This is a genomic window from Corynebacterium riegelii, assembly GCF_016728505.1.
GTDB lineage: Bacteria > Actinomycetota > Actinomycetes > Mycobacteriales > Mycobacteriaceae > Corynebacterium > Corynebacterium riegelii.
The window spans coordinates 428,090-443,246 of the sequence record NZ_CP068159.1; the positions used below are offsets into that span (position 1 = coordinate 428,090).

The 15,157-nt window shown below is 61.7% G+C and carries 8 protein-coding genes; all 8 read right to left on the reverse strand.

Translation table 11 applies throughout. The features are described from left to right. Window positions 1-127 precede the first annotated feature (127 nt). Window positions 128-1,669: an acyl-CoA carboxylase subunit beta gene (locus tag I6I71_RS01960; RefSeq protein WP_070494567.1), complete on the reverse strand. Its 1,542-nt coding sequence runs from the start codon at window positions 1,667-1,669 to the stop codon at window positions 128-130. After that, a complete protein-coding gene (gene pks13, locus I6I71_RS01965) occupies window positions 1,666-6,411 on the reverse strand; it encodes a polyketide synthase Pks13 (RefSeq protein WP_201821882.1) in 4,746 nt (1,581 codons plus the stop codon). The genes I6I71_RS01960 and pks13 overlap by 4 nt, the downstream gene beginning before the upstream one ends. Before the next feature lie 14 nt (window positions 6,412-6,425). Beyond that, window positions 6,426-8,210 carry a FadD32-like long-chain-fatty-acid--AMP ligase gene (locus tag I6I71_RS01970; protein WP_201821884.1) on the reverse strand — a complete coding sequence of 595 codons (1,785 nt, stop codon included), beginning with the start codon at window positions 8,208-8,210 and terminating at the stop codon, window positions 6,426-6,428. Between the two features lie 30 nt (window positions 8,211-8,240). Further along, the gene (locus I6I71_RS01975; protein ID WP_201821887.1) at window positions 8,241-9,188 is read right to left on the reverse strand and encodes a cutinase family protein; all 948 of its coding nucleotides are present in this window, start codon (window positions 9,186-9,188) and stop codon (window positions 8,241-8,243) included. Window positions 9,189-9,196: 8 nt separating this feature from the next. Beyond that, complete coding sequence (locus tag I6I71_RS01980; RefSeq protein ID WP_201821889.1) at window positions 9,197-9,688, reverse strand: DUF732 domain-containing protein; 492 nt, start codon at window positions 9,686-9,688, stop codon at window positions 9,197-9,199. Then, window positions 9,685-11,613 (reverse strand): alpha/beta hydrolase-fold protein, encoded by a 1,929-nt coding sequence (locus tag I6I71_RS01985; RefSeq protein ID WP_201821891.1) that lies wholly within the window; start codon window positions 11,611-11,613, stop codon window positions 9,685-9,687. The genes I6I71_RS01980 and I6I71_RS01985 overlap by 4 nt, the downstream gene beginning before the upstream one ends. A gap of 678 nt (window positions 11,614-12,291) precedes the next feature. Next, the gene (locus I6I71_RS01990) at window positions 12,292-13,314 is read right to left on the reverse strand and encodes an alpha/beta hydrolase (RefSeq protein WP_201821893.1); all 1,023 of its coding nucleotides are present in this window, start codon (window positions 13,312-13,314) and stop codon (window positions 12,292-12,294) included. A 25-nt stretch (window positions 13,315-13,339) separates the two neighbouring features. After that, complete coding sequence (zomB, locus tag I6I71_RS01995; protein WP_201821895.1) at window positions 13,340-15,154, reverse strand: flagellar motor control protein ZomB; 1,815 nt, start codon at window positions 15,152-15,154, stop codon at window positions 13,340-13,342. Between the last annotated feature and the right edge of the window lie 3 nt (window positions 15,155-15,157).

The following is a 15,157-nucleotide window of genomic DNA, read 5'->3' on the forward strand; positions in this document are numbered from 1 at the left end:
GTTGTACAGCGGGTTGCCGGATGCCAAGCCGTTGAAGAACCAAACGAGGCCGTTGATCAGGTCACCGAGGATATCTACAGCGCTGGAGAGCATAGGAAAAACCTTTCTTACTGGGGTTTCTAGAGTTTTACAGTGGCGAAATTGTGTGCTTCTTAGGCAGGTCGAACTCCTGCTTGGTTGCCAGTTGGCGCAGGGCACGCCGCAAAGCAAGGCGAGTCTCAGACGGCTCGATCATTGAATCGATGAAACCACGCTCAGCGGCAACATACGGAGAGGTCATGTTCTCGTCGTAGAAGTCCATGAACATCTTCTTCATTGCCTCGCGCTGCTCCGGGTCCTCAATCGCATTGAGTTGCTTGCCCTGCAATGTAATCGCTGCAGCGGCCGCGCCCATTACAGCGATCTGCGCCGTCGGCCACGCCAGGTTCAAATCGCCCGACAGGTTCTTCGAGCCCATCACCGCATACGCGCCGCCGTAGGCCTTGCGCACAATCAGCGTCACCTTCGGCACGGTTGCCTCCACACCGGCGAACGCGAACTTCGCGCCGCGGTGAATCAGGCCTTGACGCTCCTGCTCCACGCCCGGCATGTAGCCAGGCGTATCAACGACGTAAACGATGGGGATGTTGTAGGCGTCGCACGTACGGATAAAACGCGCGCCCTTATCGGCGGCATCCGCGTCGATACACCCCGCGAGGTACATCGGGTTGTTGGCTACGAAGCCGACGGGTTTGCCGTCAATACGGCCGAAGGCACAAATGAGGTTCTCTGCGTAGTTGGATTGGATTTCAACGAGCTCTTCATCATCACCAAGCTGGACCAGAAGGTCCATCATGTCGTAACCAGCGTTGGTGTCATCCGGCAAAAACTCGTTCAGGTGGGCATCATCCAGCTCATCGTCCGCGGGCGCCGGGAAGGTTGGCACCGCATCAAACGCGGAAGTAGGCAGGTGATCTAGCAGGTCACGCACGAAATCGAAGGCCTCTTCCTCCGAATCCACAACGGCAGAAATGTTGCCGGCCTGCTCCTGCTGGCGCGCGCCACCCAGCTCAGCGGACGTGATGTCCTCGCCCGTGACCTCACGGATCACGTTCGGGCCGGTGACGTACATTTCCGTCTGCCCATCCACCGCAATGACAAAGTCCGTGGTCACCGGCGCATACACCGCGCCACCGGCGGACTTGCCCAGCATGATGGAAATCTGCGGGCACCGGCCAGACAACGGCAGCTGACGGCGCGCAATCTCCGAATACATGGCCAGAGACGTCACCGCGTCCTGAATACGCGCGCCACCAGAATCCTGGATGCCAATCACCGGGCAGCCGATCTTGATGGCAAACTCCATCACTTCGACCACCTTGCGGCCAAAGGTCACGCCAACGGAACCGCCATAGACGGTCTTGTCGTGGGCGTAGATGGCAACGGGGCGGCCGTCGATACGCCCGTAGCCCGTCACAACACCGTCGGAATACACCGCGTTTTCATCGCCTGGGGTGCGGGCCAGGGCGCCGATCTCGACGAAGGAGCCTTCGTCCAAAAGCGCCGCAATGCGTTGGCGCGGCGTGGTAATGCCTGCGTCATCGCGCTTTTTGCGGGAGCGCTCAGAGCCCGGGTCCTGCGCCTTGTCTAGGCGCTCGCGCAAATCGGCGAGTTTTTCAGCGGTTGTCATCGCTTGCCTTCGATCCAATCGTTCATGTGCTTGCCAACGATGCCTACCGCCGGCTCATCCACTACCGCTAGATGGTCACCCGGCAAGTGCACAATGGTCAAATCCTGGACGATTTTGCCCCAGCCGCCGTCCTCATCAATGTGGGCGTAATTGGGCTCCAACCGGATCGCACCGTCATGCATCCGCTGCGCACGGAACAACAGCACCGGCACTGTCACATCCGCCCAGCGGGTGAAGTCGAGGTGGTTCAGGATCTGGTTATCCACAAATGACGCCCGCTGGTGTTCCAACACACCGGAGGCCAGACCGTGCTCGGAAGCGTCCGTGTTGGTGAGGAACTCCCGCAGCATCTCCATCAGCGCCTCTTCGCCTGCGGTTTCCAGCAGCTCATACGGCACCTCGAAGTCCAGGCCGTAGGTCTCCTTTGCAAACTCGGCGTAGCGGCCCCAACGTGCCTTGGTTTCCTCCATCGTGCGCGGGATCGGCACCGACGGTTGCGTGGTGTCCAGCAGCGCAATGAAATCAATACGCTCGTTGCCCAGCTGGTGTGCAACCTCGTACGCCAACGCGCCGCCGAAGGACCAGCCGGCCAGGATCACCTTCCGCTCACCCGCGATGCGCTCGATGTCACGCACGTACTCTGCCGCGCGCTCTTCGAGCGATCCTTCTCTGCGCTCAACGCCATACACCGGCACGTCATCGCCCAAGCGTCGCGCAAGCGGCGCATACACGGAGCTCGAACCACCGGCCGGGTGGAACACAAACACCGGATTCTTATCCGGTGCACCGTCGCGGAACACGCGGATGTTGCCATCCACCGGGGTCTCAAGGCCCTCACGCACCTTGTTGGCCAACGGCTCCAAGGTTTCCGCAGCCAGCACTTCCTCGGCACTGACCTCAATGCCGGAACGCTCCGTCAGATGCGCGGCAATCTCTTCCGCCTGCTCGTTGGTGATCTGCGGCAGCTGGCTGGTCACGCCAGCTGCCGCCGCGCCCGCGTACTTCGCCCAGGTGCCAAACACCATGCGTTCCGACGCATCACGCGGCGCCACACCAACACCAGCAGCGCCAGCACCGCCAGCAGCTGGTTTCTCTGCAGCCGGTTTCTCTGCGGCAGGCTCAGCTGGCGCAGGCTCAGCATCAGCCTCAGGTGCCTCCGCCCTACCAGCAACGGCGTCCTCGACCATGGCAATGACGTCGGCCACGGAAGCGTCGCGAAGCGCCTGCACCTGCAGCGGAGGAATCTGGAAGTCATTCTCAATGCGGTTCTTAATGCGCATGCCCATGAGCGAATCCAGGCCAAGGTCAATCAGCGGCAACTCATCCGGCAGATCCTCTGCCTCAAAGCCCATGGAGTCAGACACGATGGCGCGCAGGCGCTCCTCCACCGTCTCCTCTGCCGGGTTCCAGCGGAACGCCTCGATGCCGTCGGCGTCATCGGAGCCAGCGACGGAGGCGGAAAGGGCGTCTGCGTCAGAAGCCGCGACCTCGGTCACACCGGCCAGCGGTGCCGCGCCCGTGCCCAGGGTGGTGGCAAAACCTTCCGCGATCAGGGTGTCACCGTCGTACACGCGGATGCTCGCACCGCCAAGGGTGGTGGTGACCATGGTGGTCACGTCTCCGTCCGCGGGCAGGTACCCATGCTCCTCGGTGGCAACCACGCGCGAGCCCGGAAGCACCTCCGCCGCAGCGGACTCGATGAGCTGGTACGGGCTGAACACCGAATCCGCAGGTGCGGAGAACGCCGTCACGCCATTCGGCAGCTTCACGGAAGCCGCGCCCGACTGCGGACGCGACGTAGTCCACAGGTGGTTGCGCTGGAAGGTGGTCCGCGGGGCGTCGATACGCTTGCCCTCACCGTAAAAACCGGTGAAGTCGACCTTCTGGCCCTGCACGTACAGCTTGGCGGCGAGATCCAGGAGGGTCTCGGCCTCATCCAGCTTGCGCTTGGTGGTAAACAGCAGCTGCGCATCCGGCTTGCCCGCAGCAAACGCGGTGTTCATCATGCCCATCAACGCAACCGGGTTCGGGGTGATCTCCACCAGCGTGGAATGCCCTGCATCAAACGCCGCCTGGGTGGCGTCCTGGAAGTACACCGGCTGGCGCGTCATGCGCAAGAAGTACTCATCCGTGTGCACCACAGATCCAACCGGGTAGGTCACGCCCTGGTCCACGGAGGAAAACAGCGGCACCGTGATCGGGCGGGCGTGAATGCCAGCAATCTGGCCGGCGAGATCACCCATGATGGAATCCAACATGGAGGTGTGTCCCGCGCCGCGCACGTTGAGCTTGCGGGCGAACTTCTCCTCAGCGGTGAGTTTCTCCACCAGGGCGTCGACGGCCTTGCTCGGGCCACCAACCGTGGTCATGCCCGGGCCCGCGTACACGGCGGGCTCTACGCCCTCGATGTCGACGAGCTGGTCCGCGGCCAGCTCCACCACAGCCATCGCGCCTTCCTGATCAGTGCCGGCGATCAGGGCTTCGCCCTCGCCCATCAGGCGGGCACGCTGGCAGGCAATCATCATCGCATCCGTATCAGTGATGCCACCTGCGGCATAGGCAGCGGCGATCTCGCCCATGGACATGCCCATCACGCCAGCGGGTCGGATCCCCATGCTTGCCAGCAGGTCCGTCTGGGCGATCTGGATGGCGGTGATGGTCACCTGGCCGGTTTGGGTGTCGTACGTCTGTGCGTCGTCCTCAACCAGCTCGACCATGGACCAGCCGGATTCGAACTTCACCACCTCATCCAGCTCACGCATGCGGGTGGCAAACAGCTCGCTGGCCTCCATCAAACGCTTTGCCATCTTGCGGTGCTGCGAGCCAAAACCGGAGTACACAAACACCGGCCCCAGTGCTTCCGGGGAATCCGCAACGGCGATACCTGCGCCCTTGCCCTCAGCAATCAGGCGCAATCGGCTGACCGCCTCATCCACCGTGCTAGCGGTAACCACTGCGGAGGAACGGCCGTGGTTTCGCTTGGCCAACGAGCGCGCGACCGGAATCAGATCACTATCCGGGCGGCCTTCCAAGAAATCAGCCAGCGTTGCTGCTGCAGCCTTCCTGCGGCTCGGCAGCATGCCGGACACCGGCAACGCGGCCACGTCTAGGCCAGCAAAGCCGGTGCTTGCAGTACCGGAAGCACCGGAAGCACCAGAAACAGCCGGATCGTCTTCGTAGTCCGCCGGATCAAAGTCCGTGACCACCACGTGTGCGTTGGTGCCGCCGAAGCCGAAGCCGGACACGCCAGCAATCCTGCGGCCGGAGTAGCAAGGCCACTCGCGCGGATCAGCCACCACCTCAATGTGCTCAGCGTCAAAGTCCACGTAGCGGTTCGGGCCGTTGAAGTTGGCGGTTGCCGGAATCGTGTCGTGCTTGAACGCCTCCAGCACCTTGATCAGCGCCACCACACCCGCGGCGGATTCGGAGTGGCCGATGTTGGACTTCGCAGACCCCAACAGCACCGGGTTAGCAGCCGTGCGGTCGCGTCCCAAAACACGGCCCAAAGCCGTCGCCTCAATCGGGTCACCCAGGATGGTGCCGGTGCCGTGGGCCTCAACCAGGTCCACGTCAGCCGGGTCAATGTCCGCGTCCAGGTAGGCGCGCTCCAGCACGTCCACCTGCGCATCCGGGTTCGGCGCGGTCAGGCCGTTGGAGTGGCCGTCCGAGTTGGTGGCGGAGCCCTTGATCACGGCGATGATATTGTCACCGTCCGCAATCGCGTCCGCCACGCGCTTGAGCACCACAAAACCTGCGGCCTCGGAGCGCACGATACCGTCTGCGTCATCAGAAAACGCCTTGATCGAACCGGTCGGCGAAATCACGCCGAGCTCAGAGAACATCAACGACGCAAACGGGTTGGCCAGCACGTTCACGCCACCAGCCAGCGCCACATCGCACTCGTGCTCACGCAGCGCGCGCACCGCGTGGTGGGTAGACACCAGCGAAGACGAGCACGCGGTGTCCACGTTCATGCTGGGCCCACGGAAGTCGAAAGCATAAGAAATGCGGTTCGGGATAATCGCACTGGACGCACCGGTCAGCGCATAGGGGTGTGCCTGCGCCGGGTCCGCACCCATCAACATCCCGTAATCATTCGCGCTGGAACCCACGAACACACCGACAGGCGTGCCGCGCAGGCTGTCGGCCGGAATGTGCGCATCCTCCAGCGCCTCCCATGCCGTTTCCAGCATGATGCGCTGCTGCGGGTCCATGTGCTGTGCCTCCAGCGGCGACAGCCCGAAGAACTCGTTGTCAAAGCTGGCGATGTCGTCCAAGTACCCGCCGTCGGTGGATTCCTCCGCCATCTTGGTTTTCAGGTACGCATCGCCTGAGTACTCGCTCCAGCGCCCGGGGGGCAGTGGGGAGGTGCTCACGCGACCGTCGATAAGCAACTGCCAAAACTCGCTCGTGTTGGCAGCGCCCGGGAAGCGGCCGGCCGCACCCACAATCGCAATGTCGCGCTCCGCGGGGGAGCTTATGTTTGCTTGCTTGCGGCCACGTGACGCCCTTTCCGGCACCACCGTCAACGCACGCGCAAGCTCCGCGATCGTGGGGTATTGGTACGCAATCGTCGGGTCCAGGCGGCGGCCTAGGAGGGTCTCCAGCTCACCGGACAAGATGACAGCGTCCCGAGACGAAAGTCCGTAGGACTCAAGCGGCTTGACGGGGTCAACGGTATCCTCCCCCGTTGTTTTCTTTACCCACTGCTCGAGCCATTGGATCAATTCGTGTTCAGTCATACACACAGACCTTATTACCGCTCCATGAATTTCTTAGCGTTTACGCGGCGAGCGATCTTGCCAGAAGAGGAACGCGCAATGCCATTCGGGGGATAGAACTCAATAACAGACGGCGCAATACCGTGCTTAGTGGTCACCGCGAGACGGATCGCATCCTCTGCGGCAGCGTCGCCATCCTCGGAAGCCGTGTCAGCGCGCTCCACCAAAAGGACCAGACGCTCCACGTCCTCACCCGGCACGGCGAACGCCGCGACGGAATCCGGACGCACGTGCTCGCTGGCCTCCTGCACGGTGGCCTCAATGTCCTGCGGGTAGTGGTTACGGCCAGCCACAACCACCAGGTCCTTCACGCGGCCAGTGATGTAGAGGTGTCCGTTCAGGAGCACGCCCAGGTCACCGGTGTTGAGCCAGCCGTCCTTCGGCAGGTTCTCCTGCAGCGTCTCACCGATGGTGTTGCCGAAGGTCTCCGCAGTCTCCTCATCACGGTCCTGGTAGCCCTTGGCCACGTTCGCGCCGTGGATCCAGATCTCGCCCACGTTGCCTTCCGTCAGCTCATTGCGGCTCTCCGTGTCCACAATGGCGAACTTCATCAGCGGCACCGGCTGGCCGTTGGACGCGAACGGCACGCCGTCTGCGGACTCCTCCGCACGGCCCTGCGCAAGCGCCTCACGATCGAAGTAGGCGAACTTCGGACGCTCATCCGTCTGCGGGGTAGACACAATCAAGGTGGCCTCCGCCAGACCGTAGGAAGGACGCAGCGCCTTGCGTTCCAGGCCCTTCGGGGTGAAGGTGTCCAAGAAGGCATCAACGCTGGTCTTGGTCACCGGCTCAGAGCCACAGATCACAGCCTCAACCTGGGAGAGGTCATAATCCTTCTCACCCGCGTAGCGGGCCGCAAGTTCAAGGGCGAAGTTCGGTGCCACCGTGTAGATGTGCATGTCTTCCGGATCCTCGGCACGGCGGTCCAGGCGGTCCATCCAACGCTCCGGGCGCTGGATGAAATCGCGCGGGCTGAAGATCTCAAACTCATCACCCAACACCATGGCCAGCGTTGCCAGGATAATGCCCATGTCATGGTGCATTGGCAGCCAGGACACAATGCGCATCGGCTCCTTGATCTGCGCCGCGGTGTAGATCTGGATGACGTTGGTGACAATGGACTCATTGGTCAGCATCACGCCCGCCGGGTTCCTGGTGGAGCCAGAGGTGTACTGCAGAAACGCCGTGTTGTGTGCGGTGTCCATTGCGGTAGCCGGGTCTACTGCCGGCGGTTGGAAGGACTCAGCGAGCGTATCCGGCAACGCATCCACAGTGATCACGCGTGGGCGCTCAGCGGCCGGCAGCACGGAGAAGTACTCACGCACCGCAGGCGCTCCCTGCTTGTTGGTCAGCACCGTCTGCGCGTGCGAGTCATGCAGCACAGCCTTCAGGTGCTGCTCATGGCCCGGCTCATTCGGGTCATACAGCGGGATCGGCACCTGGCCGGCGTAGAGCACGCCCATGAACGCGAAAATATACTCCGGCGAGTTGCTTGCCAGGATGGCCACGCGGTCTCCCGGCTGGCCCACCTGCATCAGACGGGCAGCAACTGCCTTGATGCGCGTGTTTGCCTCGCGGCGAGTGTAGGCAACATCTTCACCATCAGGGTTTTGCGAGTAGTCCCAGAAGCGAACGTTGACGTTATCTTTTTCGCCTGCTTGGTACAGCATTTCGGTCATGGCTGGCAGCGTGAATCCCGGCGGGATGCTCACCTGGCCCTTGTCATCGAGGAAGCGTTGGATGATGCTGCTGATATCCATAGGACTCCTTAAACGCGAGATAGTTTTGTACTACAAAGTATCTATCGTAGACGTCGCCCACGCGAGCGTCCACTGCGGCACGGTTGTACCCGGAATTACATCCGGATTGGACGCATAAAGCGCATGGTTACCGTTTGCAAGCAATAAATCGGCCGCACGGTCAATCGCGTTACCCACAGCGAACGGTGCGTCACACACCGTGTCGTTCGGCGCGCAGATCTCAAACGCCCTGTCCGCAACCTCACCAAACTTGCCCTCACGTGGACCCGTCATGGTTGCACCCGGCGTAGCCAGGTTCACCACAGCCTGCAGCGGCTGCATCGTAATTTCCGCACCCTGACCGGCAAGATCCACGCCAGGGTTCACACCCACGCCATTCTCACGACGCCCATCCGCAATCATCACAGCACCCAGCAGACGCTCCGGCTCAATCGCGCCGGTACGCGTACCAATGGCATCCGCGGCATCGCCCACAATCACCGCGCCCTGCGAGAAGCCCGCGATGATGAACTTGGTGCTCGGGCACTGCTCCGCCACAAAGCTCAGCTCACCGTTTAGCTTGGCCAGGCCTTCCGCGCGGGACTCGTCATAGGTCATCTCCCGGCGCCCATGGTCCGTCTGAATGTTCCTAAACTGCGCCGTGTACGGCACGGTGAACACACGGACATGCCCAATGTCGTAGCGTTCCTGCAGCGGCTGCGTAATAGACAGCATGAAGCTCGCCGGGTTCGCCTGCGGGTTAAACGGATCATCATCCGCCGCCGACTCCCAGGTCCCCGGCACGGAAACAAACTCCACCGCTGGGCACCACTCGGGCTCAGGCGGTGCGGCCTGCGTCGTTTCGCTCGTATCGGTATCGGGGCCTTCGCCTGGCGACGGCACGTCACCCGGCTTCTGCCACTGGAAAATTCCAAGGGCAATCACCGCCAGCACAACAAGGACGGCGGCAACAGTAAACACATTGCGCGATTTGCGCATGGGCGCTCCTAGCAGAGGTTGGCGCGAGCGGCGTCCACAATCAGCTGGCCAAGCGCATCCGGAGCCATATCCGTACGTCGCTGCTCAACCAGCTGGCCGGCCACCGCGTCGCGAGTGATCAAATCATCCGCGCACACATTAAGCCCCGTAGCTGTGAGTTGATCCTCAACTCCCGCAACGTTCAGCCCGTTTTCGCTTAAGTAATCCAGGTAAGCCTGCTCCTCCGCAGAGAAGTGGCTCGCCTGCTCAGGCAAAGTCTCAATAGCGCTTGCAGGCTTATCAACAGGCCCCGCCGACTGCGCCGGCGCCGGATTCACCGTGCTCGTGGCACGTGCAGTTTCCGTCACAGAAGTAGCAGCACTTGATTCGGTGCTGGTCACTGGCGCGGTTGGGGTCACGGTCTCGTCAGTTTTCGACACCGTCGCCGAGCCGCCGCAGGCGGCCAGCGGGAGGGCGAGGATGAGGGTGCACGTGAGCGTCGTTAAGCGAAAAGCTCTCATCGCTTCCTCGCAATCACTACACCATTGACCTGATCCAGCGAACCGTGCTGGAAATCAATGGTCAAGCCGCCAGCAGGGATGTCCTTCATATCCGAAGTCGGCCAGCCCAGCTCACCCTGCTCGTAGCCGCGCTTGCCCCACTCGTTGAAAATATCACCGTAGAAGATGGCATGTGCGCCAGACTCCGGGCTCCAGTAAATGTTGCCCTTCTCAAACTGCTGGAAGAAACCACCCTTGATGGCAATCTCATTGCCAGTTGGGAAACCAAGCGCGCTGGTAGCAGCACCCATCTCGCCGTACTTCTCGCCGATCTTGCCAAAGACCAGGAAGTTCTTGCCATCCGGGTTGCGGGTCAGGAAACCGCCCTGGAACTTCTGCACGTAGCCCTCGCCAACCTTGGTTGCCTCAGCCACTGGGTAGCCCAACGTGGAAGTCTCGTAGCCCTTCTCACCCCAAGCCTTGAACATGTCGCTCGGGATTGCGTACGCGCCAGTCTCAGCCGTCCAGTAGATCGAACCGTTCTGGAAGTGCACGAAGCGGCCCTTGCCGTCCGGCGTCTTCAGCTCACCCGTGGTTGGGAAGCCCAACCAGCCCGTGGCGCCGCCCAGGCCGTTGTACTTCGCCAAAATCGCGCCGAACAACGCATGCGCACCAGTCTCTGGCGACCAGAACGCCGTACCACCACGGAAGTCCTGCGCACGACCATGCTCCGCCACCACGTACTCATCATTCACACAGTTACCGATGACACCGGACTGGGTCGCCTCCGCAATCGCACCAATCGGCGCACACTGCGCACCGCGATCACCCTCCGGCAAGTTCAACGCATTCGCAATGTACGGCCACGCCTGCGCCATCTCGAACTGCCAGTACTCCCACGAGTGCACACCCGACGGACGGAACTTCACGACCGGCTTGACGTTGGTGCGGTTGGCGTAGTCCACAAACGTCTGCGTAGACAGGCGGGAAATAACCTCAAGGCCCTTACCCGCCGGGTTTGCCGCGCCCTTAGCCACTGACTCCGCGGAACCGAAATCATCACGGCCCGAGCCAGCCGAAACGTAGACAACCTTGCCCTCAAGAGCTTCAATGCCCAGCTTCGGATCGTGGTCCACCCACGCCTGCGAGCCCGCCGGGCCCCACATCGCGTCCGTGTTGTAGCCACCAGCATCCATCTGCGCAGCCCTGATCGCGCTCGGCATGCCCGTGGTCGTGGTATCCAAGTAGCCAGAGAAAGATCCAACGAAGTCGAACAAGTGCGGGTTGCGCTCCGCCAAGTTCATCGCAGCAGTGCCGCCCATGGAGATACCCACAACAGCGCGCTTGTGGTTGGAGCGGAACTCATTGTTCAAAATCGGGACGAGCTCCTTGGTCAGGAACGACTCCCACTTGTAGTTCTTGCCGTTATCCGGACGCAGCCAGTCTGCATAGAAGGAAGACTCACCGCCCACCGGCAGGATCACGTTGACGTTCTTGTCAGCGTAAAACTGCTCGATGTTGGTCTCAATGGTCCAACCGTTTTCATCATCACGCGCGCGCAGACCATCGAGCGCCCACACCTCAGGGAACTTCGCGCCCGGGTTGGAGTGCCAATCACGCGCCAGCAGGATCTGCACCTGCATCAGCTGCTCCGGCATAGCAGCGGACTTGATGAACACTGCTACACGACGCTGCGTCAACCACTCAATACGATCCACCGACACACCCTCCGGCAGATTCGGGATCTGCGGGTTCTTGTCAACCTCAATCGGTGTGCGCTTTGGCGGGTCCGACGGACGCAGTCCGTCACTGATGCCGTTGGAAGAACCAATGGCGCTGGACAGGTCCGAAGACTGCGCCGCCGCATTCGGCGCCATCATCAGCGGGGTAACTACGGCCGTTGCAGCAAGGGCTGCGAAGATACGGCGGGGGCGGAAGTCGCGCATGGGAATCAGCCTCTCGTCAGGGGTCAGTCCCTCAAAGGTTAAGTTTCACTTGAGACTTGAGGAGGGTGACACGCCGGAGACTGGTGATATTTCTTGTTATTTTGTGTTGCGTTTGTGAATTTTGGTACCTCGGCCTGACCCCACCGGGCTTTGACCCCACCGGGTTCTGACCAGTGGGGGACCTTTTTTCAATTGCGGCAGCATGTTGCCAAACCGGGGATAGTTGCATTGCTTGACAGGCAATTGCCAGGTTTGAGGCTTGGCAAGGTGCCCCCTCGCCCCCCCTACCCAACAGATTGGGTGACGTAACAAATGTCGTCTAGCAGGGAAAGTTTCCTGCTAGACGACTTTAAATTTCAAGCCCCAAATGCCCATGTCGAATATGGAGACATTTGGCGAGATTCTCGTTATCGTCTAGCAGCGGACGAGGAGCGCTAGACGATAACGAAAAAGCGCAGGTCACTGAAAACACAGCTCACTGAAGAACGCAGCTCACGATTCCGGCGGGACAGCTGGCAATTGCGGCAGATATCCCCGGTTTGGCAACATGCTGCCGCAATACAAAAAAGGACCCTCAGCACCCGGGCGGGGTGGGGAGGGCCACGAAGCCGGCAGGCGTGCGGAGGGCCACGAAGAAAGCCGGCTGTCGGCCAGGCGGGCAAGCCAACCAGGCGGGGGTTACCAGGCGTTCATCACGTTGAGGATGCGCGACTTGTTTGCCTCAAGCTGCGAGCCAAACTGATCCCAGTTGTGCAGGCCAGTCGGCGTGAACACTACAGTGTGCTGGACACCGGTGGCGGTTGCCTTCGCGCTCCACATGCGGGTGGTGAAGTTCGCCACCGTCTCAAGTGCGATACCTGCGGCCTGGTGCTCAGGCTTGTACTTCGCGTCCGCCGGGCCAGGGGCCGCAGAACCAGCGGAGACGTAGACATCCTTGCCGCGCAGGTTGCCCATGTTGAGGAACGGGTCATTCTCGTAACGACGCGGGTTCAGCACGGAGCCCCACATGGCGTTGAGGTTGTAGAGGCCGCCGTCGAGAAGCGCAATGCGAAGACCAGTCTGCGCACCCGGGATGGTGGTGGTGAGGTAGCCGGAGAAGCTCAGCACCTGGCGGAACATGTCTGGGTGCAGCGCCGCAAGGTTCACCGCGGCGGTACCGCCCATGGACAGACCCAGGATGGAGTTGTTGGTCGGCGACACACCGAAGTGCTGCTGCAGGTACGGCGGGAGCTCCTTAGTCAGGAACGTGTCCCACTTGTACGTCACCGGGTTGTTGAAGTCATAGGTGGCCGGCGCGTTCCAGTCCGTGTAGAAGGAGGACTGCCCACCAACCGGCATGACCAGCGTGATGTTGCTGTCCACGAAGGTGCGGGCCGCGTTGACGTCCACAACCCACGCGTTCGAGGTTTCCTGAGCGCGCAGACCGTCAAGCATGTACAGGCCCGCGTTGCCGCCACGCGTTGCCGGCTGGATCTGCACCGTGATGTGGCGGTTCATCGCCGGCGACCAGACCGTGCAACGCTGCACCCAAAAACCAACGCCGTCCCACTCACAGTGGCCCGTGGAATCCGGGCGCAACCAATCACGGTTCGCGGCCGACGCCTGCGGCGGCGCAGCGACGGTGACAACAAACGTCAACAGGACAGTAAGCAGAGCAGTGAGAAGCGCCAGCGGTCCGCGGCGGGTCTGAGATCGCAGCATTCTCGGGAGATTACCAAAAAATAGGTCACCAGGCGATCTGATTGCCGTTTGTCTTCAATCCCATATCGGCACCACGGCGTAGTTGCCTCAGGGTGGTGGGGTCGAGGTAGTGCGTGGGGTCGTCGTCAAGCATAAGGCTCCTACCTGGGCCAAGGCTGTAGCGAATGTTGGCCAGGAAGCGCTCGCGGCTCATCGGTTCACGCGAACTGGCGAGCAGTTCCGCGATTTCCGGGGTGCGCAGCGCGGCGCGGGCCTGGCGTGCCTTTTCCCCGTCAATCCAATCCGGGAGTTTGTGCAGGTCAACCGCGGTATCAGCAACCTGCCATTCGGCGGAAAGCTGCTTGTCATGGCCCACACGGCCGTCTGGGTCGCGCGGCATGCGCGCAGCCAACGGTGTTGCCAGACCGACCGTATCTAGAATGCGCGCGTCCAAAGAAGCGTTCATACTGGTCATGCCCAGGTTGATCCAGTAGACGGTGGTGCCCAAATTCTGCAGATCCGTATCCAAGTGGACACGCTCGCGCGGGTACCACTCATACGTCAGCGGATCTTGCGAGGTGCGCACCAACGCGATCTGTGCCGCGTCATCCTTCACTGCCTGGCGCAGCACCGGCTCATAGCTCACCATCAGCGGTGAGGTGAGGAAGTCCTCGGCGTACATGGGGGCGTTGCCTTGCTCGCGGCCGAGGGCGGCGGTCCAGAAACTGCGCTCGTCCACAATCCCCAGCTCAGCGTTGGGACGGTTGAACGTCTCCAGATCCGCCTCATGCCCACGGAACACGATCACGGTTGCCCACACGGCGACAATGGTGGCACCGACGGCTACTTTGCGGGAATAGGGCACGGTCATCAGGGGCAAAAGCAACGCGAACAGGGGAAGCAGCAGCATGCGGCCATGCATGAAATCGCCACCGACGCGGTTGACGTACAGCAGGTGCACGAGCGCGCAGCCCACGATGAGCAGGACGATTGCCTGACGACGCCCCCGGGCCACTCCCCTAGCGGCCACCAGGCCTGCAGCGGTGATCAGCGCGACGAGCAGAGGCAGCCACAACACGTACGGGTCAACGAAGTCACGCACATAACCCCAGCCTTCGGCCCACTGGCTATCCGACGCCGACTTCGCCACCGCCGTGTGCGGCGTGAGCAGACCGTAGTAGCCCATGCGGAAGATCTGATACGCAGCCGGGACAGGCAATGCAGCGGCCAAAATGCCCAGCGCTTTGCGGGGAGAAAACACGAGCAGCACGATGCCGGTCAGACCACCGTAAAGCGCAAGCTCCGGACGCACCAGCCAGGACAGCCCAGCCCAAAAAGCCAGCAGGTAGCCCGCCTCGGGCTTCGCACGGCGGGCTGGCGTTGCCCAATCCACAAGCAACGCAAACCACACAGCCAGCCAAAACAGCGATAGCCCCCACTCCAGACCAGAGGTGGCAAAGTCACGAGCCGGCGGCAGCGCTACATAGATGACAATGCCAAACGGCACGACGGGAAGCGGATGCAACGCGCTGCGCTGCCACAACCTTCCCGACGCATACGTTGCAATGCCCGCAGCCAGAATGGTCAAGGTCAGCGCGAGGGAGGTTGCAACGTCTTCCAAACGCCCGCCGGTCACCCACGCGAATGCGGTAATCAGGTACTGCCAAAGGGTTGAAGTGTTGGCCTCCACCCGCTCGCCAATGTTGAATACCGGGCCGTTGCCCGCCAACAAGTTGCGGACAGTGCGCAGAACAATCAGCCCATCATCAGACATCCAGCGGCGAGTCCAACCACCCCAAAACGCCAACACCGCCGCAATGGCGGTGGCAACGTACAGCGAAATCCTTTCGTGAGACCGCATCGA

Excerpts from the sequence above, each read along its gene's own strand:
- pks13 (WP_201821882.1), bottom strand. The coding sequence starts at position 6,411 with ATGACTGAACACGAATTGATCCAATGGCTCGAGCAGTGGGTAAAGAAA.
- I6I71_RS01960 (WP_070494567.1), bottom strand. The coding sequence starts at position 1,669 with ATGACAACCGCTGAAAAACTCGCCGATTTGCGCGAGCGCCTAGACAAG.
- zomB (WP_201821895.1), bottom strand. The coding sequence starts at position 15,154 with ATGCGGTCTCACGAAAGGATTTCGCTGTACGTTGCCACCGCCATTGCG.
- I6I71_RS01975 (WP_201821887.1), bottom strand. The coding sequence starts at position 9,188 with ATGCGCAAATCGCGCAATGTGTTTACTGTTGCCGCCGTCCTTGTTGTG.
- I6I71_RS01970 (WP_201821884.1), bottom strand. The coding sequence starts at position 8,210 with ATGGATATCAGCAGCATCATCCAACGCTTCCTCGATGACAAGGGCCAG.
- I6I71_RS01985 (WP_201821891.1), bottom strand. The coding sequence starts at position 11,613 with ATGCGCGACTTCCGCCCCCGCCGTATCTTCGCAGCCCTTGCTGCAACG.
- I6I71_RS01990 (WP_201821893.1), bottom strand. The coding sequence starts at position 13,314 with ATGCTGCGATCTCAGACCCGCCGCGGACCGCTGGCGCTTCTCACTGCT.
- I6I71_RS01980 (WP_201821889.1), bottom strand. The coding sequence starts at position 9,688 with ATGAGAGCTTTTCGCTTAACGACGCTCACGTGCACCCTCATCCTCGCC.